Source organism: Bordetella genomosp. 9 (assembly GCF_002119725.1).
Taxonomy (GTDB): Bacteria; Pseudomonadota; Gammaproteobacteria; order Burkholderiales; family Burkholderiaceae_B; genus Bordetella_C.
This window is the reverse complement of record NZ_CP021109.1, coordinates 4,140,704-4,165,060: the sequence shown is the minus strand read 5'-3', so window position 1 is coordinate 4,165,060 and position 24,357 is coordinate 4,140,704. Positions and strand designations below refer to the sequence as shown.

22 protein-coding genes are annotated in these 24,357 nt (G+C 66.9%); 12 read left to right on the top strand and 10 right to left on the bottom strand.

The annotated features are described in order from the left end of the window. Positions 1-86 precede the first annotated feature (86 nt). The 5 genes from CAL13_RS19105 (at position 87) to CAL13_RS19085 (ending at position 8,310) form a co-directional block, all read left to right on the top strand. A complete protein-coding gene (locus tag CAL13_RS19105; RefSeq protein WP_086073245.1) occupies positions 87-608 on the top strand; it encodes a YqaA family protein in 522 nt (173 codons plus the stop codon). Positions 609-933: 325 nt separating this feature from the next. Then, complete coding sequence (locus tag CAL13_RS19100; RefSeq protein ID WP_086073244.1) at positions 934-4,899, top strand: DUF3683 domain-containing protein; 3,966 nt, start codon at positions 934-936, stop codon at positions 4,897-4,899. 125 nt (positions 4,900-5,024) lie between these two features. Further along, a complete protein-coding gene (locus CAL13_RS19095; RefSeq protein ID WP_086073243.1) occupies positions 5,025-6,611 on the top strand; it encodes an Eco57I restriction-modification methylase domain-containing protein in 1,587 nt (528 codons plus the stop codon). Beyond that, positions 6,608-7,531, top strand: coding sequence for a XamI family restriction endonuclease (locus CAL13_RS19090; protein ID WP_086073242.1), 924 nt, complete (start codon positions 6,608-6,610; stop codon positions 7,529-7,531). The genes CAL13_RS19095 and CAL13_RS19090 overlap by 4 nt, the downstream gene beginning before the upstream one ends. A 62-nt stretch (positions 7,532-7,593) precedes the next feature. Further along, a complete protein-coding gene (locus CAL13_RS19085) occupies positions 7,594-8,310 on the top strand; it encodes a GntR family transcriptional regulator (RefSeq protein ID WP_232467704.1) in 717 nt (238 codons plus the stop codon). A gap of 33 nt (positions 8,311-8,343) precedes the next feature. Here CAL13_RS19085 and CAL13_RS19080 read toward each other — a convergent pair whose 3' ends face one another. From CAL13_RS19080 to CAL13_RS19065, 4 genes are read right to left on the bottom strand one after another with little or no spacing between them, the layout of a single operon-like run. Next, positions 8,344-9,129 (bottom strand): LamB/YcsF family protein, encoded by a 786-nt coding sequence (locus tag CAL13_RS19080; RefSeq protein ID WP_086073241.1) that lies wholly within the window; start codon positions 9,127-9,129, stop codon positions 8,344-8,346. A gap of 11 nt (positions 9,130-9,140) precedes the next feature. Further along, complete coding sequence (locus CAL13_RS19075; protein ID WP_086073240.1) at positions 9,141-10,175, bottom strand: biotin-dependent carboxyltransferase family protein; 1,035 nt, start codon at positions 10,173-10,175, stop codon at positions 9,141-9,143. Between the two features lie 38 nt (positions 10,176-10,213). After that, on the bottom strand, positions 10,214-10,900 hold the full coding sequence (pxpB, locus tag CAL13_RS19070; RefSeq protein ID WP_420042404.1) for a 5-oxoprolinase subunit PxpB: 687 nt from the start codon (positions 10,898-10,900) through the stop codon (positions 10,214-10,216). Between the two features lie 12 nt (positions 10,901-10,912). Continuing rightward, positions 10,913-11,356, bottom strand: a complete 444-nt coding sequence (locus tag CAL13_RS19065; RefSeq protein WP_086058784.1) for a VOC family protein — start codon at positions 11,354-11,356, stop codon at positions 10,913-10,915. A gap of 103 nt (positions 11,357-11,459) precedes the next feature. Between CAL13_RS19065 and CAL13_RS19060 the strand changes: the two genes are divergently transcribed. After that, entirely contained in the window at positions 11,460-12,371 is a 912-nt protein-coding gene (locus CAL13_RS19060; protein ID WP_086058783.1) for a LysR substrate-binding domain-containing protein, read from the top strand. On the opposite strand, the gene serA is transcribed toward CAL13_RS19060, so the two are convergent. The 3 genes from serA to phoB form a co-directional block, all read right to left on the bottom strand. After that, complete coding sequence (gene serA, locus CAL13_RS19055; RefSeq protein ID WP_086058782.1) at positions 12,319-13,518, bottom strand: phosphoglycerate dehydrogenase; 1,200 nt, start codon at positions 13,516-13,518, stop codon at positions 12,319-12,321. The two genes, CAL13_RS19060 and serA, sit on opposite strands and share 53 nt — an antisense overlap. Before the next feature lie 170 nt (positions 13,519-13,688). Then, positions 13,689-14,996 (bottom strand): phosphate regulon sensor histidine kinase PhoR, encoded by a 1,308-nt coding sequence (gene phoR, locus CAL13_RS19050; protein WP_086058781.1) that lies wholly within the window; start codon positions 14,994-14,996, stop codon positions 13,689-13,691. Continuing rightward, on the bottom strand, positions 14,993-15,706 hold the full coding sequence (phoB, locus tag CAL13_RS19045) for a phosphate regulon transcriptional regulator PhoB (RefSeq protein ID WP_086058780.1): 714 nt from the start codon (positions 15,704-15,706) through the stop codon (positions 14,993-14,995). The genes phoR and phoB overlap by 4 nt, the downstream gene beginning before the upstream one ends. 174 nt (positions 15,707-15,880) lie before the next feature. Here phoB and ubiE point away from each other — a divergent pair, with 174 nt between their 5' ends. The 6 genes from ubiE (at position 15,881) to rfaE2 (ending at position 21,975) form a co-directional block, all read left to right on the top strand. Continuing rightward, entirely contained in the window at positions 15,881-16,654 is a 774-nt protein-coding gene (gene ubiE, locus CAL13_RS19040) for a bifunctional demethylmenaquinone methyltransferase/2-methoxy-6-polyprenyl-1,4-benzoquinol methylase UbiE (RefSeq protein WP_086058779.1), read from the top strand. Positions 16,655-16,832: 178 nt separating this feature from the next. After that, entirely contained in the window at positions 16,833-17,828 is a 996-nt protein-coding gene (locus tag CAL13_RS19035; protein WP_086073238.1) for a Tim44 domain-containing protein, read from the top strand. 267 nt (positions 17,829-18,095) lie between these two features. Continuing rightward, the gene (locus CAL13_RS19025; RefSeq protein WP_086073236.1) at positions 18,096-18,830 is read left to right on the top strand and encodes a ubiquinone biosynthesis accessory factor UbiJ; all 735 of its coding nucleotides are present in this window, start codon (positions 18,096-18,098) and stop codon (positions 18,828-18,830) included. A gap of 3 nt (positions 18,831-18,833) precedes the next feature. Further along, positions 18,834-20,387 (top strand): ubiquinone biosynthesis regulatory protein kinase UbiB, encoded by a 1,554-nt coding sequence (gene ubiB / locus CAL13_RS19020; protein WP_086073235.1) that lies wholly within the window; start codon positions 18,834-18,836, stop codon positions 20,385-20,387. Positions 20,388-20,611: 224 nt separating this feature from the next. Then, on the top strand, positions 20,612-21,490 hold the full coding sequence (locus CAL13_RS19015) for a ferritin (protein WP_086058774.1): 879 nt from the start codon (positions 20,612-20,614) through the stop codon (positions 21,488-21,490). Continuing rightward, complete coding sequence (gene rfaE2, locus CAL13_RS19010; RefSeq protein WP_086058773.1) at positions 21,487-21,975, top strand: D-glycero-beta-D-manno-heptose 1-phosphate adenylyltransferase; 489 nt, start codon at positions 21,487-21,489, stop codon at positions 21,973-21,975. Before CAL13_RS19015 ends, rfaE2 begins: the two co-directional genes overlap by 4 nt. A gap of 31 nt (positions 21,976-22,006) precedes the next feature. Here the strand turns inward: rfaE2 and CAL13_RS19005 are convergent, their stop codons facing one another. The 3 genes from CAL13_RS19005 to CAL13_RS18995 are packed head-to-tail and all read right to left on the bottom strand — an operon-like array spanning position 22,007 to position 24,339. Further along, positions 22,007-22,687, bottom strand: a complete 681-nt coding sequence (locus CAL13_RS19005; RefSeq protein ID WP_086058772.1) for a protein-L-isoaspartate O-methyltransferase family protein — start codon at positions 22,685-22,687, stop codon at positions 22,007-22,009. 57 nt (positions 22,688-22,744) lie between these two features. Further along, positions 22,745-23,554, bottom strand: a complete 810-nt coding sequence (thiD, locus tag CAL13_RS19000; protein ID WP_086058771.1) for a bifunctional hydroxymethylpyrimidine kinase/phosphomethylpyrimidine kinase — start codon at positions 23,552-23,554, stop codon at positions 22,745-22,747. Further along, on the bottom strand, positions 23,551-24,339 hold the full coding sequence (locus CAL13_RS18995; RefSeq protein ID WP_086073234.1) for a thiazole synthase: 789 nt from the start codon (positions 24,337-24,339) through the stop codon (positions 23,551-23,553). The genes thiD and CAL13_RS18995 overlap by 4 nt, the downstream gene beginning before the upstream one ends. Between the last annotated feature and the right edge of the window lie 18 nt (positions 24,340-24,357).

The following is a 24,357-nucleotide window of genomic DNA, read 5'->3' as shown; positions in this document are numbered from 1 at the left end:
CGCGCGTTGCAGGGACGTTGGACCGCTGCCCATCGTTGCTCCGCGCATGTACGCTTCAGCCCCGGCGGACAGCTACACTGCGCGCCATGGAAGCCGCCTTGATGTCCGCCGTGAACTGGCTGTTGGGCGCGCTGGCCCTGCCCAATGTGGGCCTGAGCGCGATCTTCATCGTCAGTTTGATCTCCGCCACCCTGCTGCCGCTCGGCTCCGAGCCGGCGGTGTTCGGTTACGTCAAGCTGGCGCCTGACATGTTCTGGCCGGCCGTGCTGGTTGCCACGGCGGGCAACACGGTTGGCGGCGCGATCAGCTATGCCATGGGCTGGGGCGCCTGGCGCGCCGCCGAACGCTGGAAGGAAAAGCACCCGCACCGCGCCCACGAGGCCCGCACGCATGCCGGCCACGGCCGCTGGCACCGGCGCGCGCACGATTGGCTGCACCGCATGGGCCCGCCGGCGCTGTTGCTGTCCTGGGTCCCGGCCATCGGCGACCCCCTTTGCGCCGTCGCCGGATGGCTGCGCCTGCCATTCTGGCCTTGCGTGCTTTACATGGGCGTCGGCAAATTCCTGCGCTACCTCGCCATGACCGGCGGCCTGCTTTGGCTGTTCTGAGCTGACAAAAAACTGAGCGCCAGCGCCGAACGACCCCACTTCCTTCGCAAGAAACAAGTGCATCGGGCGCAGCGGACCCGACTTCCCCAGTCCACAAGCCCCCAGACCTTACGCAAGAACGCAGCCATCAGGGCGCCGTGGATCCGGCTTTGCCGGTCCACCGGCGCGCCCCCTGGAGGGGGAAGCGCGTTAGCGCTTCGGGGGCGAGGCTTCCCCTCCGGTCCACCGGCGCGGCCCCCTGGAGGGGGAAGCGCGTTAGCGCTTCGGGGGAGGACTCCCCCACTAGCGTTAAAATGTGTTTTTAAGGGCCACCGCCTCTGTCTCCATGAATGCCCCCCTCGCCAGCCAGTTACTGAATGCGGCGATTCCGCCGGCACCGGGCACCCGCCTGCGTGAGATCCCCTACAACTACACCTCTTTTTCCGATCGCGAGATCGTTGGCCGCCTGCTGGGTGAAGACGCCTGGCAGTTGCTGACCGACCTGCGATCCGAACGCCGTACCGGCCGCTCCGCGCGCATGCTTTACGAGGTGCTTGGCGATATCTGGGTGGTCAGCCGCAACCCTTATCTGCAGGACGACCTGCTGGACAACCCCAAGCGGCGCCGCATGTTGATCGATGCCTTGCATCACCGCCTGGCGGAGATCGACAAGCGCCGCGAGCCTGGCCGCATCGAGTTCCAGGAAGGCCGCGATCTCTATCGCGACGAAAAGGTGTTGCAGCTGATCGAGCGCGCCCGCGCCGCGGTCGCGGCGTTCGAGGCGCGCTTCGACGAGACCGCCCAGTTGCGCCGCCAGACCCAGAAAACCCTGGGCCGCATCACGGCGCGCGACAACATCAAATTCGACGGCCTGTCGCGGGTGGCGCACGTCACCGACGCCACCGACTGGCGCGTCGAGTATCCCTTCGTCGTGCTGACCCCGGACAGCGAGGAAGAAGTGGCCGCCCTGGTGCGCGGGTGCTTCGAGCTCGGGCTCACCATCATCCCGCGCGGAGGCGGTACCGGCTATACCGGCGGCGCCATTCCGCTCACGTGGAAGTCCGCCGTCATCAACACCGAAAAATTCGAGACGCTGGGCAAGGTGGAGCTGACCACGCTGCCCGGCGTCGAGACGCCCGTGGCAACCGTCTTCACGGGCGCGGGCGTGGTCACCAAGCGGGTGGCCGATGCCGCGGCGCAGGCCGGCTACGTGTTCGCCGTCGATCCGACATCCGCAGAAGCTTCCTGTGTGGGCGGAAATATCGCCATGAACGCCGGCGGCAAGAAAGCCGTGCTGTGGGGAACTGCGCTGGACAACCTGGCGTGGTGGCGCATGGTGGACCCGGACGGCAACTGGCTGGAAGTGACGCGGCTGGGCCACAACATGGGCAAGATCCACGACGTCGAGGTCGCGCGATTCGAGCTCAAATGGTTCGATGGCCGCGGCAAGCCGGGCGAAACCCTGCTGCGTACCGAGGTGCTGGAAATCGAAGGCCGCCGCTTCCGCAAGGAGGGCCTGGGCAAGGACGTGACGGACAAGTTCCTGGCGGGCTTGCCGGGCGTGCAGAAGGAAGGCTGCGATGGCCTGATCACGTCGGCGCGCTGGGTGCTGCATCGCATGCCCGCGCATACCCGCACGGTTTGCATGGAATTCTTCGGCCAGGCGCGCGACGCTATCCCGTCGATCGTCGAGGTCAAGCATTATCTCGACCACGAAGGCAGGCAGCGCGGCGCCATCCTGGCCGGTCTTGAGCACCTGGACGAGCGCTACCTGCGCGCCGTGGGCTACGCCACCAAGAGCAAGCGCGGCGTGTTGCCCAAGATGGTGCTGATCGGCGACATCGTCGGCGACGATGAAGACGCGGTGGCCGCGGCCGCCAGCGAGGTGGTGCGTCTGGCAAATACGCGGCATGGCGAAGGCTTCGTGGCCGTAAGCGCCGAGGCACGCAAGAAGTTCTGGGCCGACCGGTCGCGCACCGCCGCCATCGCGCGCCACACAAACGCCTTCAAGATCAACGAGGACGTGGTGATCCCCCTGAATCGCATGGGGGAATACACGGACCACATCGAACGCATCAACATCGAGCTGTCCACGCGCAACAAGCTGCGCCTGCTGGACGAGCTGGACGCCTTCCTGCGCGAGCCGCTGCCGCTGGGCAAGGCCGAGGACGCGGAAGATGCCGAAATCACCCGTGCCGAAGTGCTGGCCGCACGCACCGCGCAGGCCCGCGCTCTGATCGCCGCGACGCGGGCGCGCTGGCAGTGGCTGCTCAATGAACTGGACAAGCCGCTGACCCAGGCGCTGCCCGACATGGCGACTCTGGGCCTGGGCCACATGCAGGCAGCCCTGGCCGACCGCATCGCGGCGCAGCCGGGCGCCCGCGTCTTCGACGTGGTGCAGGACCGCACCGTGCGCGTGTCGTGGAAGACCGAAGTGCTGGCCGAGCTGCAGCGCATTTTCTCGGGCTCGGCGTGCCAGAAGGTGCTCGAAGAAATGCGGGCCATCCATGCCCGCGTGCTGAAGAGCCGCGTGTTCGTCGCGCTGCACATGCACGCTGGCGACGGCAACGTGCACACCAACATTCCGGTCAACTCCGACGATTACGGCATGCTGCGCGAGGCGAACGAGGCCGTCGAGCGCATCATGCGGATCGCGCGCGACCTGGACGGCGTGATTTCCGGCGAACACGGCATCGGCCTGACCAAGTACGAGTTCCTGACGCAGGAAGAGCTGCAGCCCTTCCAGGATTACAAGCGCCGCGTGGACCCCAACGGCCGCTTCAATGCCGGCAAGCTGATGCCCGGCGCAGACCTGACGCACGCCTGGACGCCCAGCTTCAACCTGATGGGCCATGAATCGCTCATCATGCAGCAAAGCGACATCGGCGCCATCTCGGCATCGGTCAAGGATTGCCTGCGCTGCGGCAAGTGCAAGCCGGTGTGCGCGACGCACGTACCGCGCGCCAACCTGCTTTATTCGCCGCGCAACAAGATCCTGGCCACCTCTCTGCTCGTGGAAGCCTTCCTGTACGAGGAGCAGACCCGGCGCGGCGTCAGCCTGAAGCACTGGGAAGAGTTCGAGGACGTGGCCGACCACTGCACCGTCTGCCACAAGTGCTACAACCCCTGTCCGGTGGACATCGATTTCGGCGACGTGTCGATGAACATGCGCGCGCTGCTGCGGCGCATGGGACGCAAGTCCTTCAACCCCGGCACGTCGGCCGCGATGTTTTTCCTGAACGCCAAGGATCCGGCCACCATCAACCTGACGCGCAAGGCCATGGTGGACGTCGGGTACAAGGTGCAGCGCGCCGCGCACGATCTGCTGTCGGGCCTGGCCCGCAAGCAGACGAGGCATCCCCCGGCCACCGTGGGCAAGCGCCCGATCGCCGAACAGGTGGTCCACTTCGTCAACAAGAAGATGCCTGGCGGTCTGCCGAAGCAGACGGCGCGCAAGCTGCTCGACATCGAGGACCCGGACTACGTGCCTATCATCCGCGACCCGCGCGCGACGTCGGCGGATTCCGAGGCCGTGTTCTATTTCCCCGGTTGCGGCTCGGAACGCCTGTTCTCGCAAGTGGGGCTGGCCACGCAGGCGATGCTGTGGCACGCCGGCGTACAGACCGTGCTGCCGCCAGGCTACCTGTGCTGCGGCTATCCGCAGCGCGGCGCCGGCATGAACGACAAGGCCGACCAGATCATCACGGACAACCGTGTGCTGTTCCACCGCGTCGCCAACACGCTGAACTACCTGGACATCAAGACGGTGGTCGTCAGCTGCGGCACGTGCTACGACCAGCTGGCCGGCTATGAGTTCGACAAGATCTTCCCCGGCTGCCGCCTGATCGACATCCACGAATACCTGCTGGAAAAGGGCATCAAGCTCGATGGCGTGCAGGGCGTGCGGTACATGTACCACGATCCCTGCCATACGCCGATGAAACTGCAGGATCCGATGAAGACGGTCAAATCGCTGGTGGGCGACGGCGCCATCAAGAGCGACCGCTGCTGCGGCGAATCGGGCACGCTGGCGGTGTCCCGGCCGGACGTCTCGACGCAGGTGCGCTTCCGCAAGGAAGAAGAACTGCGCAAGGGCGGCGACGCGATCCGTGCCGACGGCTTCAACGGCGAGGTCAAGGTGCTGACGTCCTGCCCGTCGTGCCTGCAGGGCCTGTCGCGCTACAAGGGCGATACCGCGATGGACGCGGACTATATCGTCGTCGAGATGGCGCGGCACATCCTGGGCGAGGAATGGATGCAGAACTACGTCAAGCAGGCCAACGCCGGCGGCATCGAGCGCGTACTGGTCTGAGCCGGCAACGCGGCATGCGGCGCGCTTTCCGCGCCGAGCGCCGCGTTGCTCTGCGATGGCCCGCTACAGTATGATCGTCCCGCTTTTTTCTGCGGGCACTGTGTGCCGATACGGAAGACCGGGAATTGAAACTACAGAGCGAACAGGACCTGGTCGGCCTGTGTCTGGCGCTCATCGGCGGACAGGCTGGCTTGACGCCCAATGAGCGCAGGCTGGCCAGACAGGCCCACGGGCTTGTCCCCGGGCCCCGCGATATCGAACGCGTCCGCGCCTCGATCAACCGCGGCAGCGACCCCCTGGGCGATGCCTTTTCTTCCATCCGCGGGGCGGTGGACCGGCGCGCCGACGGCGCCATCTACACGCCGGCTCCCATCGTCCGCGCCATGACGTCATGGCTGGCCGGCGAAGCCGTGCCGGCCCGCATCGTCGATCCGGGCGCGGGTTCGGGCCGCTTCATCCTGGCCGCGGGCGAACGCTTTCCGGACGCCGCGCTGGTCGCGGTGGAAGTGGATCCTCTTGCCGCCCTGATGCTGCGCGCCAACCTTGCCGCGCGTGGCTGGACAGACCGCGCGACGGTGCTCGTCAAGGACTATCGCGATATCAGGCTGCCGCGCTGCGCCGGGACGACGGCCTTCATCGGCAATCCGCCGTACGTGCGGCATCACGATATCGGTGAAGCGTGGAAAGCCTGGTATGCCCGGAAGTTCGCGCAATTCGGCATCAAGGCCAGCTCGCTGGCGGGACTGCACCTGCATTTCTTCCTGCAGACGCGGCTGCTTGCACGGCCGGGCGACGTCGGCGTGTTCATCACGTCCGCGGAATGGCTGGACGTCAATTACGGCGTCGCCCTGCGCAAGCTGCTGCTCGATGAGTTGGGCGGGCTGGCGCTGCACGTGCTGGAGCCCCGCGTCGAAGCCTTTCCGGGCACCGCCACCACCGCCGCGATCACCTGCTTTCGCATCGGCGAACAGGACGAGCCTGTGCGCGTGCGGGCGGTGGACCGGCTGGCGCAGCTCAATGGCTTGAAGAAAGGGGTGAGCGTCCCGCGGCAGCAGCTGCAAGCCGCGCCGCGCTGGTCCATCATCGTGCGGCCGTCCCCGGCCGTCGCCGGCGGCGAAATCGAACTGGGCGAGTTGTTCCGCGTCCATCGGGGCCAGGTCACCGGGGCGAACAACATCTGGATTGCCGGCGAGCATGCGCGGGCGCTGCCGGACAGCGTCAAGCTGCCGGCGGTCACCAAGGCCAGGGAGCTGATACAGGCAGGCGCGGACCTGCGCTCGGCCGTGGACCTGCGGCGGGTGATCGACCTGCCGCCCGAACTGGACGGGTTTTCCCGCGACGAACGCGAACGCATCGACGCGTTTCTGGCGTGGGCCAGGCGCTGCGGCGCGGATCAGGGCTACATCGCGCGGCACCGCAAGGCCTGGTGGTCCGTGGGCTTGAAGGCGCCCGCGCCCATTCTGTGCACCTACATGGCGCGCCGCCCGCCGCAATTCACCCGCAATAGCTGCGATGCCCGCCACATCAACATCGCGCATGGCCTTTATCCGCGGACGCCCCTGGATCCGGCCATCCTCGCCAGCCTGGTGGCGTGGCTCAATACGAACATACGCACCGGAAGCGGCAGGACCTACGCCGGCGGCCTGACGAAATTCGAACCCCGCGAAATCGAGCGCCTGCGCATTCCGGGTCCCGACACATTGCTTGCATGATACGAGTCCCTCATCGATGGAGCGCGGCGGAGCTGGCCCGAGAGGCCGCCATCGCCGCCGCCCAGTTCCGGGCCGAACGCCTGGCCGCCTCCGATTCCTGGCAGACGCACTACGACGACGCACGCAGCAAGTTCGAACTGCTGTTCGGCAAACTGGATGATCTTGCCCCGGGCGCGATCACGGACGACAAGCTTGCCGACGCCTATGGCGCTGGCCTGGGCGAGGCCATGCGCTACCTGGCGGGCCCGCCGATTTCCGAGGACGATCTGCGCGTGATCGCCGACGTCGAATCCACCGCCCCGGGCGTACTGCGCAAGGACCGCAATGCCTTGCGCAAGGTGTTCGACGTGATCGAGCGGGTAATCGACCCGCACCGGTTCCCATGGGTGGAAAGGGGAGAGGCCCCGACGGCGCCGCAGCGCGAAGCCGCCTTGCTGGCGTCGTCCGTACTGCTGGCCGCGCAGCGTATCGCGACGGAGCGCCGCAACGAAGGCAAGGACACCCAGGAGACCAAGGTCAAGGACTACCTGCGGTCACTCGGGTTCACCGAAGCGCCGGCCGTGCCCATCAATACCATCGTCCGGGGACCGCAACCGATGCAGTTCTGCGCCGAATGCCAGCTCGGCGAACGCAAGGCCGACGTCGTGGTGCGATTGCATGACACGCGGCTGCTGGCGATCGAGTGCAAGGTTTCCAACAGCGCGACCAACAGCGTGAAGCGCCTGAACAATGATGCCGCGGTCAAGGCCGAATACTGGATCAAGCAGTTCGGCACCGCGCAGGTCGTGCCCGCCGCCGCGCTGGCGGGGGTCTTCAAGGTGTTGAACCTGGAACAGGCGCAGGCGCGCGGTCTTTCTCTGTTTTGGTCGCATGACCTTGGCAAGCTCGGGGAGTTCATCGCAACGACCGCCGCCACCTGATCTCGCCTTCGGCGCGTTTCATTTTCTATCCGGATGTATCATCGGGTTAGGATGAGACGAGCATGGAACAGATGATTCTTTCCAACGCGAGAGCAAGCATGGACATCAAGCCGCCGGCGACCATTCCGTTTGTGCTCTATGAGCGGATACGCCAAATGATCATCGACGGCACGCTGGCGCCAGGCCAACCGCTGCGGGAGCAGGAGCTGGAACGGCGCTTCGGCACGAGCCGCAGCCCCATACGGGAGGCCCTGCGCCTGCTGCAACTGAATGGGCTGGCGACGCACCAGCAGCGCCGCGGTTTTCGCGTGGTGCTTTATACCGAACGGGAAATCGCGCAGATCTATCTGCTGCGCGGCGAACTGGAGTCGTACGCCATGCGCGAAGTGGCGCGCTGCGATGACGTCGAACCTTTGCTGTCTTCGCTGCGCGACGCCTGCGAACGGCTTACCGCCCGCGATCCGCTGCGCGACGCCGCCAGCCACCTTTCCATCATGCGCGACGCATTCCTGCATATCGTCGAGTTCGTGCAGAACCCGCCGCTTGCCGAAGCGGTGAAACGTCTGAACGAACGTTGCGAGCCGCTGCGCTACAACCTGTCGCGCCAGGGCGCGGACGTGGGCGCGCTTGCGGGCTACCTGCGGCGCATCCTGCAGGCGCTGGAGCGGCGCGACTTCGATGGCGCCGCGGCCGCGCGGCGCGAATGCGCCCGCTGGATCCTGCCGCTGGTCGTGCGTGCCTATGCGGCGCAATTGAACGACGCGCAGCCGGCCCGCTGATGCGTCCGCGATAGCGGCGCGGCGCAAGGCGGGTCAGGCGGCCGGCTCCGCCGCCGTTGCGCCCACCGTGCGAACGGCGACGCCGGCCTTTTCCAGGGCGGATCGTATGCCGGCCGCGAAGGCGAGGGCGCCCGGCTGGTCGCCGTGGATGCACAGCGTGTCCGCCTTGACCGGCACGTCATTGCCATCGACCGAACGCACCTTGCCCTCCGTGACCATGCGCAGCACCTGCGCCACGGCGGTGTCCAGGTCCTCGATCATCGCGCCCGGGCGGCTGCGCGGCGTCAAGGAACCATCGTTCTGGTAGGAGCGGTCGCCGAAGACTTCCTGCGCCACCTGCACGCCGATCTTCTCGGCCGCACGTATGTGCTCGGAGCCAGCCAGGCCATACAGCACCAAACTGGCGTCGACGTCGCGGATCGCCCGGCAGATCGCCTCGGACAACGCAACATCCTTGGCCGACATGTTGTAGAGCGCACCGTGCGCCTTGACGTGATGCAGCCGTGCGCCCTGCGACGCCGCGACGGCGGACAGCGCGCCGATCTGGTAGACCACCATATCGTAGGCTTCCGAAGGCGTGATCTGCATGACGCGGCGGCCGAAGCCGGCCAGGTCGGGCAGGCTCGGATGCGCGCCCAGCGCCACGCCTTTCGCCAGGGCGGCCGCCACCGTGCGGCGCATGGTGCCAGGGTCGCCGCCATGGAAGCCACAGGCGATGTTGGCCGACGAAACGTACTGCAGCACCTCTTCGTCGTTGCCCATGCGCCAGGCGCCGTAGCTTTCGCCCATGTCGCAGTTCAAGTCGATGGATAAGGCCATGGCATGCTCCGTTATTGAGATTCGGATGTGTGCCGCGCGTAAAGCGCGCGCAGTCCCTGCAGCGCGTCGGCCAGCCGCGCGAAAGCGGTTTCCCGCTCGCCGTCCAGCCGTTGCGCCTGGTCCAGGGAAATCATTTCAAAGCGTATGGTGCTACCCGGCGCGGTCTGTGCCAAGCGCGGCAGATCGACGCTGGCCACCTGCGCGATCTTGGGATAGCCGCCGGTGGTCTGGCGATCGGCCATCAATACGATGGGCGCGCCGTCGGCCGGCACCTGCACCGTGCCGAAGCAGGTCGCTTCCGACAGCATCTGCCTGGGTTGCGTCATCGCCAGCGCGGGCCCTTGCAGCCGATAACCCATGCGTTCGGATTGAGGCGTGACAACGTATGGTTCGCCGGCGAACGCATCGCGCGCCGCCTGCGTAAAGTCATCCCACTGACGGCCCGGCACCGCCCGCACCGTGGCGCGCGGCTGCGCGGTCAGAGTGCCGGGTAGATAAAGCCGCATCTGCCAGAGTGCGTTCTCCAGTTCATCCAGGGCCGTCGCGTTGACCGCGCGCCGCAGCCCGACCACGTCGCCCTTGGCCAACGCACGGCCTTCGTAGCCGCCGAAGCCGCTGCGCAAATAGGTGCTTTCGCTGTCCATGACGCGCCGCAAGGAGAAGCCGCCATGCACAGCCAGATACGCCCGCAGTCCTTGCGCGCCGTCCAAAGACGCGTCGCCGCCCGCCGCGCCGAACGCCAGGATATCGCCCGCTCGCGCCAGCAGCGGACGGTTGATGGGAATCGCTTTGCCGTTCAAGGCCGCCCCCAGCGAGGCGCCACTGAGCGCGAAACACGCCGCCTGCTCGAAGCGCAGCACCGGCCCCTGCAGCGTAATCTCAAGCGAAGCGGTACGCGCGGGATCGTTGCCCGCCAGCAAGCTCGCCAGCCGATGCGCGCGCGCGTCCATCGCCCCCGCCACCGGAATGCCTTGATGCTGATAGCCAAACCGCCCCAAGTCCTGGAACGACGAAAGCAGCCCGGGCTTCAATACACAAAGACTCATGTCATCCTCCGCAGGCCCCCGGGTGGGCTCGTCCAAACCTACAGCGCAACGAAGCGCACGCGGTCGCCCGGCTGGAGCAACGACGCCGGCTCGCGCGCCGGATCGAACAATCGCAGGGGCGTGACGCCGATTACATTCCATCCGCCGGGAAGGCGGCTGGGATAGATCACGGTCTGGCGGTTGGCGATGGCGACCGAGCCCATCGGCACCGCGGTGCGCGGCGTTGCCCGGCGCGGCACATTCAAACGCTCGTCGTGCACGCCGATGTAGGGGTGGCCGGGAGCGAAGCCCAGCATGAACACCATGTTGCCCGGCTGCGTATGAAGCGCGATGACTTCATCGGGCGTCAGCCCGGTGGCGCGGGCCACGTCTTCCAGATCCGGCCCGTGCTCGCCGCCATAGTGGACAGGAATCTCGATATCCCGCGCGGTGTCTTCGCCAGCCGGGATCCCGGCGTGCAGCATGGCTTCGATGCGTCCGGCCAGTTCCAGGTAGGTCGGCCCCGCGCCATCGGGGCCGGGCGCGTAGTGCACGGCCACCGCGACGAAGGAAGGGACCACGTCGGTCACGCCCGGCAGACCCGCGCCCCGCAGCAGGCGCGCCACCGCCAGGCAGCGGCGCCCCGTCTCGGCATCGATCGATTCGCCGAAAGTCACCAGCAGGCAGCGGTCGCCCTGCGGATGGATGCGCCAGTCGGGCGCCGGCATGTGAACCGTCTCGTCCACGGGCTGCCCGCCTTACTTGGCGAAGAGCATGTCCATGTTTTTGAAGGCCTTCAGTTCCAGCGCGTTGCCGGACGGATCCAGGAAGAACATGGTCGCCTGTTCGCCGACTTCGCCCTTGAAGCGGATGTACGGTTCGATGACGAACTTGGTGCCGGCCTTGGTCAGTTTGTCGGCCACCGCTTCCCACTCGGGCATCGACAGCACCGCGCCGAAGTGACGGACGGGGACGTCGTGGCCATCCACCGGGCTCGTCTGCTTGTGGCCGCACTCCTCCGGCGCCAAATGGGCGACGATCTGGTGGCCGTAGAAGTTGAAATCGACCCACTCCGGGGCGCTGCGGCCTTCCGGACAGCCGAGCAGCTCGCCGTAGAAACGGCGCGCTTCGGCGATGTCGCGGACGGGGAAGGCCAGGTGGAACGGGGGCATGGCCGGCTGGGCGCTGGGTTGGGCACTCATTCAAGACTCCGGTGATTGCATGAAGGATCGCAAAGCCGCAGTTTATGGATTATTTTTTTGATTGAAAAACGATATTTCTTTGGGCTTGCCATAAAATTTATCGATGCTTACGGAGTTCCGCACTTTCGTCGCCGTGGCGCGCGACGGCACCTTTACCGGCGCGGGCCGCCAGCTCGGGCTGACGCAGTCGGCCGTCAGCGCGCAGATTCGCCGCCTGGAGGAATTCCTGGGCGTGTCTCTGTTCGACCGTACCGGGCGGGCGGCGGCCTTGAACGACACCGGCCGCGAAATGCTGGCGCAGGCGGAAGAAGTGCTGGCCATGGTGGACCGCATGGCGGCGCAGGCGGGGCCCGGCCACGTAACGGGGTCGCTGCGCATGGGCGCCATCGCGTCGGTGCAGCAGGACCTCATGGTCACTGCCTTGCGCGGCTTCCGGGCCGAGTTCCCGGACGTCAGCGTGCGCATCGTCCCGGGTGTCTCGCTATCCCTGCTTGGACAGGTGGACTCGGGAGAGATCGATCTTGCCGTTTTGATACGGCCGCCCTTCAAGCTGCCGCCCGAACTGGCGTGGCGGCCGCTGCTGGCCGAGCCGATGGTGCTGGCCGCGCCCGCATCGCTGGCCGGCCTTTCGTGGCGCGACGCATTGACGACGCAGCCGTTCATCCGCTATGAGCGGGCCTCGTTCGGCGGCCGCCTTGTCGATGCCTTTTTGCGCCGTCACCGCATCGCGGTGCATGAGGCGGTGGAATTGGACGAGATCGATGCCATCGCCAACCTCGTGCGGGCAGGGCTTGGCGTTGCGCTCATGCCGCGCACGCGCCAGCTGAACACGGCGGGTCTGCGTTTGCTGGATCTTGGCGCGGCGGGTTTCGACCGCGAAATCGGCGTGGCCATCCGCCGTTCCGCGGACCCGGCCGGCGTGGCGGCCCGCATGGCGGGCTGCCTGCACGAGGCGGCCGCCATCAGATCCGCTGGCAGCGAATCGTCACCGGGTGGGCGCACAGCGACTTCATGATGTCGTCGTTGACTTCCCCGTCGACATCCGTGACCACATAGCCGATGTCGCCGCGCGTCTGCAGGTTCTGGCTGACGATGTTCAGGTGGTGCTGCGCCAGCAGGTTGTCCAGGGTGCCCAGGGCCCCCGGCACATTCTTGTGGATGTGCAGAATGCGCGCGCTGCCGCTGCGTTCCGTAAAGGGCAGTTCCGGGAAGTTCACGGCGCCCTTGGTGGTGCCGGACTGCAGGTAGCGCACCAGTTTCTCCGCCACTTCGCGGCCGATGTTCTCCTGCGATTCCTGCGTGCTTCCGCCGATGTGAGGCGTCAGAATGACGTTGGGCATGCCGATGAGCGGGCTGGCGAGCGGCTCGTCCACGCTTTTCGGTTCGGTCGGGAAAACGTCCAGCGCCGCGCCGGCCAGATGGCCCGACGTCAGCGCCTGATGCAGGGCCTCGATGTCCACCACCGTGCCGCGCGAGGCGTTGATCAGGATGGCGCCGCGTTTCATCTGCGCCAGCGTTTCGGCGTTCATGATGTTTTCGGTGCTGCGGCCGCCAGGCACGTGCAGCGTCACCACATCGCTTTGCGCAAGCAGTTCGGCCAGCGTATTGACCGGATGGGCGTTGCCCAGCGGCAGCTTGGCTTCCACGTCGTAATAGACGACCCGCATCCCCATGCTTTCGGCCAGCGTGCCGACCTGCGACCCGATGTTGCCGTAGCCGATCACGCCCATGGTCTTGCCGCGCGCCTCGTAGGCGCCCGACGCGGTCTTATCCCAATGCCCCTGGTGCACGCGCAGGTTCTTTTCCGGGATGCGCCGCAGGAGCAGGACGGCTTCGGCCAGCACCAGCTCGGCCACCGAACGGGTATTCGAAAACGGCGCGTTGAACACCGGCACGCCGTGATGCAGCGCGCTGTCCAGATCGACCTGGTTCGTGCCGATGCAGAAGCAGCCCACCACCTGCAGCCGCGTGAACGTCTCGAAGATGCCGGCATCCAGATGGGTGCGGGACCGGATCCCCACGACGTCCGCGCCCTCGAGCGCCGCGCGCAGTTCCGACGGCGGCAGGGACGAGGAATAGGTGCGTACGTCGGTGTAGCCCGCATCGCGGAACACGGCGACGCCGCTGGGGTGGATGTTCTCGAACAGGACGATACGCGTCATGCTGCTGACTCCCTGACAGGTGAAACGACGGTTGGGCGCAACCATCATGCCAGGGCGAGCACGCCGGCCCCGGGGTAGCCGCGCCGCCGGCAGGGCCAATGGCCCTGTGCGATGCGCGGAGCCTGACCCTGCGCGCCGAGGCGGGCAGGGAAGGGCCGGCCCGGGCAGGTTCAGGCCAGTTCGCCGTCCACCACGCGATCGGCCGGAAAGATCAGCGAAAACGTGCTGCCTTTGCCGACCTCGCTCGCGATGCTCAGTTCCGCATCGTGGCGCATGGCGATGTGCTTGGTAATGGCCAGCCCCAGCCCCGTGCCGCCCACAGCCCTGGAGCGCCCCCGGTCGACCCGATAGAACCGTTCGGTCAGCCTGGGTATGTGGCGGGGCGCGATGCCGATGCCGGTGTCCTGCACGCTGTACCGGGCGCCGCCTTCCGGCAGGGTTTCCCAGCGCACGGTAATCACCCCGCCGTCGGGCGTATAGCGCACGGCATTGGTCAACAGATTGGATATCGCCGACGACAGCTCGCTTTCGGCGCCCAGCACGTCCAGCTGCGGGTCCAGGTGCCAGACCAGCGTGTGCCGCCCGGCAGACAGGGCCTCCGTCTGTTGGCGGGCCGTTTGCAGCAGGGCCGCCATGCGGACACGATGCGGCTCGGCATTGGGCGAGGACTCCAGCGTGGACAGGGTGAGCAGATCCGCGACGATCGCCTGCATACGTTGCGCCTGCTCGTGCATCATGGTCAGGTATTGGGCGCGCTGTTCGGTGCTGAGCGCCTCGTCCGGCATTTCGCGCAGGGTTTCCAGGAATCCCGTCAATACCGTCAGGGGCGTGCGCAGCTCGTGCGACACGTTCGCGACAAAATCGCGCCGCGTGGTTTCGAGCTTTTCGATCTGCGTCACGTCGCGGGTGATCAGCAGGCGCTGGTTCTGCGCATACGCGGTCAGCTGCATCATCAGCAGCCGTTCCTGGCTGCCCACCGCCATGCGGACCAGAATGGGCTCGGGCCAATCGTCCTGCCGGCTGTATGCGATGAACTCGGGGGCGCGGACCAGGTTGAGCAGATTGGTGCCCCGATCCGCAGGCAGCCGCAGGCCCAGGTGCTGGCGCGCGACGCGGTTGCACCAGTCAATCTGCAAGTCCTGGTTCAGGGTGACCGCGCCATCGGGCAGGGCCTGTGCGGCGGCCAGCATGCCCTGCATGGCATCGCGGCTTTCCGACAGTTGCCGCGCCTGGGCGCGAAGATAGCGGTAAAGCGGCGCCAGGATGTCGTCCCAGGGGCCTACCGCGGCCGGCGGCGCGCTTTCCGGGTCCCGGGCCCAGCGGGCCACGCGCTCGGTGCGGGCGGCGCGTCCGAGGAGCATCGCGCCCAGCGCCAGGCACATGGCGATCCAGCCCGCCGGGTTGCCGATCAGCCATTGGAGCAGCGCGGCCAGGATGGCCCAGGCCGCGATAAGAACTACTGTACGAAGCAAAATCATTGTGCGCCGGTTTTACCCGCGTGCACTTGTGCTGTAAACCGGTATCCGCTGCCGCGCACCGTTTCCACATGCAGATCGTGGCCGGTCGGCTCGAGCGCTTTGCGCAACCGGCGGATATGCACGTCCACGGTGCGCTCTTCGACGAAAACATGGTCGCCCCAGACCTGGTCCAGCAACTGGGACCGCGAAAACACCCGTTCGGGATGCGTCATGAAGAAATGCAGCAGCCGGAACTCCGTCGGGCCGATCTGCAGGGGCTGGCCGCTGCCGTTCAGGCGATGCGTGACGGGATCCAGGCGCAGGCCCGCCACGTCGATGACGTCGTCGGTCAATTGCGGCGCACGCCGGCGGAGCACCGCCTTGATGCGCGCCATCAGCTCCTTCGGCGAGAACGGCTTGGTGATGTAATCGTCGGCGCCGGCTTCCAGCCCGTCCACCTTGTCCTGCTCGGAACCCTTGGCGGTCAGCATGATGACGGGCACTGTCCGGGTGCGTTCCTCGGCGCGCAGTTTGCGCGCCAGCGACAGGCCCGAGGTGCCGGGCAGCATCCAGTCCAGCAGGATCAGGTCCGGCAGCTCGGCGCGGATCAGCGTCTGCGCCTGGTCTGCGTCGAAGGCGCGCAGGACCTTGTGTCCGGCGAACGACAGATTGACGGCGATCAGTTCCTGGATGGCGGGTTCATCTTCGACGACGAGTATGGTGCTGGACATGTTGGCTGCTGCGTTCGTTGGCGCGCCGGATGGGCTGGGTGGCGCGAACGTTGCGATAGTATGGCCGTAATATTTCAGGTATGTGACGCCGCAGCCGCGGCGGGCGCGAACCCCATCCCCCGGAGCGGCAGGGCCCCCATCGGCTACCATACCCCGTTGACTCGGGAATCCATCATGCAAAACCCTTCTTCAGCGCCGGACGGCGACGCCTCCGCCGGCACCACCCATTTCGGCTTCAAAACCGTGGCGGAAGCCGAGAAGGCGCGCAAGGTCGCCGAAGTTTTCCATTCCGTCGCATCCCGCTATGACGTAATGAACGACCTGATGTCGGGCGGCCTGCACCGCATCTGGAAGGCGTTCACCATCGGCCGCGCCGCGGTTCGTCCCGGGATGAAAGTGCTCGATATCGCGGGCGGCACGGGCGACCTGGCGCGCGCCTTCGCCCGGCGGGCGGGTCCCCAGGGCGAGGTGTGGTTGACGGATATCAACGATTCGATGCTGCGCGTGGGGCGCGACCGGCTCGCGGATGCCGGTGTGCTGCTGCCGACGGCGGTGTGCGACGCCGAGCGGCTGCCGTTTCCGTCCGGGTATTTCGATCGCGTCAGCGTTGCATTCGGCTTGCGCAATATGACGCACAAGGACCGCGCGCTGGCGGAGATGGCCCGCGTGCTCAAGCCGGGCGGCAAGCTGCTCGTCCTGGAATTTTCCCGTGTGGCCAAGCCGCTGGCGCCCGTCTACGACTGGTATTCCTTCAATGTGCTGCCGTGGCTCGGCCGCAAGGTGGCCAAGGATGAAGCCAGCTACCGTTATCTGGCGGAATCGATCCGCATGCATCCGGACCAGGAAACGCTGGCGGACATGCTGCGCAGCGCCGGCCTGGAAAGAGTGCAGTACTTCAATCTGACCGCCGGCGTGGTCGCGCTGCACGAAGGCGTCAGGCTGGCATAGCCGCCCCCGGGCACGCCCGGTGCGCATCGCTTGTGACCTAGGCAAAAGTCGGATATTCTGTAGCTGTTCAGGTTTCTGTAAGAAAGAAACCCAGGTATATCGGGGACTCGTCCCTCGCGTGCGGCGCGCCGCTTTTTGCGGATGGCGCGGCCCGCACGACACGCTACAGGAGCACACCATGTCAGGCTGTTCTTTCCGGCGCATCGTTGCCGCGGCTCTCGTCGCGGTCAGCGGCATCGCCATGATTGCCACGAGTTTCGACGCCGAAGCGCGCCGCATGGGCAGCGGCGGCAGTTTCGGACGCCAATCGCCCAACGTCACGACGCAGCGCCAGGCCACCACGCCGCCTGCGGCGGCACGCAACCAGCCGGGCGCCAACGCCCCTGCGGCGGGTGCGGCCACCGCTGGCGCGGCCGGCGCCGCCGGTGCGCGCAGCGGCGCCTCGCGCTGGCTGGGTCCGATCGCGGGCATCGCCGCGGGCCTGGGCTTGGCCGCGCTGCTTTCGCATCTGGGCCTGTCCGGCGCATTCGCCGAAATGCTTTCGAGCCTGCTGCTGATCGCCCTGGTGGTCTTCGCGGTGCTGTTCATCGTGCGCCGCCTGCGCGGGGCCGGACCACGCCCGGCCATGCAAGGCGCCTACGGTGCGGCGCGGCAGGACGACACCCAGGCTGCGCGCCCTGCGATGTTGCGCGAAGCCCTGCCGCCCACCGGGCATGGCGCCGCCACGCCGGCCGCTGTCGCCGCCGGAGCGGGTGCTGCCGCGCAGCCTCAGTCCGAAGGCGATTGGTTCATCCCCGGCGATTTCGACACGCAGGGCTTTCTCAAGCAGTCCAAGGAGCAGTTCGTCCGCATCCAGGGCATCTGGGATAGCGGCGACGTCGAACGGCTGCGCGAATACCTGACGGACGATCTGGTCTCCGAGCTGCGGCCGCAACTGGAACAACGCCAGGGCGCCGCCAACCGCACGGAAGTCGTGCTGCTGAACGCGGAATTGCTCGGTATCGAAGCCGTGTCCGACGGCCACCTCGCCAGCGTGCGCTTCTCCGGCATGCTCCGGGAAGAGGCGGGCGCCGAGGCCTTCCGCTTCGAGGAAGTCTGGAATCTGTTCAAGCCCACGCAAGGCGGCTGGCTGCTGGCCGGCATCCAGCAGATTCCGGTGCAGCACGCGAGCTGACGCGGGCCGCCGTCCGGGTTTTCTGATCCTTCTCTGCTTCCGCGGTCCGCCTTGCTCGGGCAACCGCGCCTCACGCCGGCTCCAACGGGGCCGGTTTTTTTTCGCGGCCAGCCGGGCGGCGGCATCCCGGCGCGGCGATCAGGCCGCGCGCCGCCTGCGGGCCGTCAAGCGGCGCCAGCGGGCTGTGCGCGCCGGCCCGGCCGCGCCGACCCGTTAAACTTGCGATCTGATCAGACGTGGGCGCCGCGGCGCGCCCTTCGAACATCCATGTTTCCGATTCCCGCTTTGCCCGATCCCGGCCGACCCGCCGTGCGCGCGCTCAATGCCTTGCTGAAGCGCGAGGACTGGGCCCGCGCGCGCCTGGCCCGCCACGCCGGCAAGACCGTGCGTCTTGCCGTCGGCGCGTTCAAACTGAGCCTGACCATAGACGGCGAAGGCTACACGGATGTCGCCGACCCTGCGGTGGTGCCCGACGTGACGCTGACCGCCGATCCGGCCCGCTTCAGCGCCGCGCGCCTGCTGCAGGCAGGGCGCGAGGCGCCGGACGCGGCTGCCGCGGCGCGCGCGCGCGCCGACCTGATCGCCGACATGACGCACATTTCGGGCGATGCCGGGCTGGCCCAGGTCGTGGCCGAACTGGCCGCGCAATTGCGCTGGGACGTGGAGGACGATCTGGCCCGGTGGATCGGCGATATTCCCGCCGCCCGGCTGGTGGCCGGCGTACGCGCCGTGGCCGCGGGGCTGCGCGGCGCTGCGCAGCGGGCGGGCAGCAATCTGGCGGAGTATCTATCGCAGGAAACATCCGTGCTCGTGGCGACCCCCGCCATGAACGGCTGGCGCGCGGACGTGGCGCGCGCCCAGGCCGCGGTCGATGCCCTGCATGCCCGCACGGCGGCCTTGCAGGCGCGCGTGCAACGGCTGGCCGCGACGGCCGCCGCGGGCGAGGGCGCGCGCGGCGCGCAAGACGCCCCGCGCGCGGGCCAGGGCATGGGTGGCGTCTGACCGATGCTGACCTTTCTTCGTTTCCTGCGTATCGTGGTCGTGGCTTTGCGCTACGGTCTGGACGAACTGGTTCTTTCCAGCCTGAACCACCCGCTTGCGACGCTGCTGCTGCGCGTCATGCGTTTCGGCACGCGTCCGCGCTCGCCCCGGGGGATGCGCCTGCGCCGCGCGCTGGAATCGCTGGGGCCGATCTTCGTGAAGTTCGGGCAGGTGCTATCGACCCGGCGAGACCTGATCCCCGCTGACATCGCGGCTGAACTGGCGCTGCTGCAGGACCGCGTGCCGCCGTTCCCCTCGGAACAGGCCGCGCAGTGCATCCAGGCCGCGCTGGGCGCGCCGCCGGCGGCGCTGTTCAAGCATTTCGAGGTCGATCCCGTGGCCTCGGCGTCGATCGCCCAGGTGCACTTCGCCGTGTTGCACGATGGGCGGGAAGTGGCCGTCAAGGTGCTGCGGCCGGGCATGCTGGACATCATCGAAAAAGACCTGACGCTGCTGCGCATGCTGGCCGCGGTGATCGAGCGGCTGGGGGCGGACGGCCGCCGGCTGAAGCCGCGCGAAGTGGTCGCGGAGTTCGACAAGTACCTGCACGACGAACTGGACCTGGTGCGCGAAGCCTCCAACTGCAGCCAGCTGCGGCGCAATTTCGGCCCGGACACCGGGCGCGCCGGCATGCTGATGGTGCCCGAGGTGATCTGGGAATTCACCACCAATACCGTCTTCACCATGGAGCGCATGTACGGCATCCCGGTGGGGCAGACCGAGCGGCTGCGCGAGGCGGGCATCGATATCGAGAAACTGGCGCGCACCGGCGTGGAGATCTTTTTCACCCAGGTGTTCGATGACGGCTTCTTCCACGCCGATATGCACCCGGGCAATATCTACGTGTCCGACCGCCCGGAAACCCTGGGCCACTACATCGCGCTGGACTTCGGCATCGTCGGCTCGCTGTCGGAGTTCGACAAGAACTACCTGGCGCAGAACTTCCTGGCCTTTTTCCGCCGCGACTATCGCCGCGTGGCGCAACTGCACATCGAGTCCGGCTGGGTGCCTCCCGACACCCGGGAAGAAGAACTGGAAGGCGCGGTGCGCGCGGTCTGCGAACCCTACTTCGACCGGCCGCTGTCGCAGATTTCGCTGGGCCAGGTGCTGCTGCGGCTGTTCCAGACCTCGCGCCGTTTCAACGTGGAAATCCAACCGCAGCTCGTGCTCCTGCAGAAGACCTTGCTGAACGTCGAAGGGCTGGGTCGCGAACTGGATCCCAACCTGGACCTCTGGAAAACCGCCAAGCCGTACCTCGAGCGCTGGATGCGCGAACGTATGGGCTGGGCGGGGCTCCGGAAGAAAATGGAAAAAGAGGCCGCGCAATGGTCGCAGCTCCTGCCTGAACTGCCGCGCCTGCTGCACGACCGCCTGGACCGGGCCAATGTCGAGCCGGGCGTGCTTGCCGAGCTGGAGCGGATGCGCAAAACCCAGGAACACACCAACCGCCTCCTCAGCGTCCTGGTGTCGCTGCTGGCGGTCGCGGTGGCCCTGATCATCTGGTTCACGCGCGGCTAGCGTTTCCTTCCCCCACGGCAGAGCGTCATGGTTCTGCCATCTTTCTGTCATCACGTCTTCGCATGCAAAGGCGATAAAGGAACCGCCCGCGCATGGCTCGCCGCCGCCGCCCACCGGCTCAACGCCAGGCGGTCCCGCGGCAACCCCGTCGCGATACACGCCGGCGCGGCTCGCGCAACGAGGCCACGCGCGCGGGGGAACTTTCACACTTTCGGACCATCACCATGCTTTATCCGCAACTCTTCAAAACCATGGAAGCCGTGCGCTGGAATATGTCGACGGACATTCCCTGGGACGACTTCGATGGCGCCAAGCTGTCCGATGAACAGGCGCGGACCATCAAGATGAACGCCATCACCGAATGGGCGGCCTTGCCCGCCACGGAGATGTTTCTGCGCGACAACCACGGCGACAGCGACTTTTCCGCCTTTATGTCGGTCTGGTTCTTCGAGGAACAGAAGCATTCGCTGGTGTTGATGGAGTATCTGCGCCGCTTCCGGCCCGAGCTGCTGCCAACGGAAGAAGAACTGCACAAGGTGCGCTTCGAATTCGACCCGGCGCCGCCGCTGGAGACGCTGATGCTGCATTTTTGCGGCGAGATCCGCCTCAACCACTGGTATCGCTGCGCGGCCGCCTGGCACACCGAACCCGTCATCAAGGCCATCTACAAAACGATCTCGCAGGACGAGGCGCGCCATGCCGGCGCCTATCTGCAATACATGCGCCGCGCCCTGTTCGATCGCGGCGAGGCGACGCAGGCGCAGGCGCGCCTGGCCTTTTCCAAGATCGGCATGCTGATGGCGTCCGCGGGGCGTACCTCGCAGGCCATGCATCCCACCAATCTGCACGTGAACAAGGCGCTGTTCCCGAACGACACGGTGCAGGCCCGCCTGCCCGAGCCCGGCTGGCTGGAGCGCTGGCTCGACACCCAGATCCGCTTCGACGGCGCCTGGGAAAAGAAAGTGGGCGACCGCATCCTGCATATTCTTTCCAAGCTGCTCGATCACAGCTTCGAAACGGTGAAGGACCTGAACCGCTATCGCAAGGAAGTCGCCATGGCGATGGAGCGGGGCGCGCTGGCGCCGCATACAATGGCGGCATGACTGCCCGCTTCGAATCCAAGATCCTGACGCCCCGCCAGTGCCTGGACGCCATTGCCGACGGCCGCCTGCCGCGCCCGCTGGTATTCACCAATGGCGTGTTCGACATCCTGCATCGGGGGCACGTGACTTATCTGGATGAAAGCGCGCAACTGGGCGCTTCGCTCATTGTGGCGGTCAACACCGATGCCTCGGCGCGGCGCTTGGGGAAGGGGCCGGAACGGCCGCTGAACGGCCAGGAAGACCGTGCCGCCTTGCTCGCGGCGCTGGCCTGCGTGGATGCGGTGACCACCTTCGACGAGGACACGCCCGAAGCCCTGATCGGCCTGCTGCGCCCGGACGTCATCGTCAAGGGCGGCGACTACGATATGGAGAAACTGCCCGAGACCGCGCTGGTCCGGCAGTGGGGCGGGCGCGCGGTAGCCGTGCCGTTCGAATTCCAGCGTTCGACCACCGCCCTGGTGCGCAAGATACAGGCAGGCGGCTGAGCGCGCGCCTGCCTGGCGCACACGCGGCGCTTCAGAACTTGAACTGCGATACCGTGGCGCCGCGCAGCGGCTTGATGACGGTTTCGAACAGCTGAACGGTTTCGAAGCTGGCCGCGGTGGTGCGCGTGATGCGGCACGCCGTCATGATGGGGGCCGTGCCGACCACCACCACCAGCCGGCCGCCGATGCGCAATTGGTACTTCAGGCCGTCCGGGACAACCGGCACGGAACCCGTCAGCAGGATGGCGTCGTATTCCGTCGTGCCCCATCCGTTGCGCCCGTCGCCCGTTTCCACCTTGACGTTGCTGACGTTGTTCATCTGCAGATTCTGCTGGGCGAAGGCGACCAGGCGGCTGTCGATTTCCACGGTGGTCACCTGCTGCGCCAGCGCGCCGAGCAGGGCAGCCTGATAGCCGGAACCCGTACCGATTTCCAGCACGGCGTCGGTGGGGGCCAGCAGCAGTTCCTGGGCGAGACGGGCTTCCACCTTGGGCGCCAGCATGGTCTCGCGCGTGTCCACCGCGTTGATTTCCAGGGGGATTTCAAGGTCCGAGAAAGCCAGCGAACGCAGGGCGGGCGGCACGAACAGTTCGCGGCGCACCTGGAACAGGGCGGCGAGCACCTTCTCGTCCAGCACCTCCCAGGTGCGGATCTGCTGTTCCACCATGTTGAAGCGGGCTTTTTCGACGTCGGGAAGAGTGGAAGCGTTCATGACAGCAGCAATGAAAAGTTCGGAGGCGGGCCAATTGTACCGATTTGCGTCGGCAGGCTACCACCAGGCATGGAAATGATGCACGGGCCCGTGCCCCTTGCCGGCGTCCAGGCGCCCGGCATGGCGGATGGCTTCGCTCAGATAGGCCTTGGCGCGCCGTGCGGCCTCAGGCACGTCGCCCGTCTGCGGGATCAGCGCGGCGAGCGCGGCGGACAAGGTGCAGCCCGTGCCGTGCGTGTTCGGCGTGTCGATGCGGTGCCCGGGCAGCTCGATCATGCGGTCGCCGTCGTGCAGCAGATCGACGGTCTCGTCGCCGGGCAGGTGGCCGCCTTTCAGCAACACCCAGCGCTGGCCGTCGTACGCCATCTTGTTGCGCAGGCGTTCGGCGACCCGGCGCATTTCCTTCACCGTATCCACCGGGCGCTCTTCCAGCAGCACGCCGGCTTCGGGCAGGTTGGGGGTGAGCACCGTGGCCTGCGGCAGCAGCGCTTCGCGCAGGGCGCCGACGGCATCGCGTTCGAGCAGGAGATCCCCGCTCTTGGCAACCATGACCGGGTCCAGGATGACGTGCGGCGGCTTCCAGCGCGCCAGCTTTTCCGCGACGACGCCGATCACGGGCTGCTGGCCCAGCATGCCCATTTTGACGGCGTCGATGCGCACGTCCGCAAACAGCGTGTCGATCTGCTGGCCCACGAAGGCCGGCGGCACCGGCAGCACGCCCGTGACGCCCTGGGTGTTCTGCGCCGTCATCGCGGCGATGACCGCGCAGCCATAGGCGCCCAGCGCGCTCATGGTTTTCACATCGGCCAATACGCCGGCGCCGCCAGAGGGGTCGACGCCCGCAATGGACAACGCATTGGGGATCATCGCACCACACCCTCGGTCGGCGAAGACGGACTGGCGCTGTACAGCTTCTTGGGCATCCGGCCCGCCAGAAAGGCTTCGCGGCCCGCTTCCACGGCCTTTTTCATGGCGCTCGCCATCAGGATGGGATCCTTGGCCGCGGCAATGGCGGTGTTCATGAGTACGCCGTCGCAGCCGAGCTCCATCGCGATGGCGGCGTCGGAGGCCGTGCCCACGCCGGCATCGACCAGAACCGGTACGCGGGCCTGGTCCAGGATGAGCCGCAGATTCCAGGGGTTCAGAATGCCCATGCCGGAACCGATCAGCGACGCCAGCGGCATGACGGCGACCGCGCCCAGGTCTTCGAGCATTCGCGCCTGGATGGGATCGTCGGTGCAGTAGACCATCACCTTGAAGCCTTCCTTGACCAGCGTTTCGGTGGCCTTCAGGGTTTCAGGCATGTTGGGGAAGAGGGTGTGCGGATCGCCCAGGACTTCCAGCTTGACCAGGTCATGGCCGTCCAGCAGTTCGCGCGCCAGACGCAGCGTGCGCACCGCTTCCTCGGCCGTGTAGCAGCCGGCCGTGTTCGGCAGATAGGTGAATTGCGATGGCGGCACGAAATCGAGCAGGCTCGGCTCGTTGGCGTTCTGGCCCAGGTTCACGCGGCGGATGGCGACCGTGACGATCTCGCAGCCGCTGGCGTCCAGCGCCTGGCGGGTCTGTTCGAAATCCTTGTATTTGCCGGTGCCGACGAGCAGGCGCGACCGGAAGGTGCGGCCGGCGACGGTGAAAGTATCTTGGGATTGCATGGCGGGGATTGGAAATGG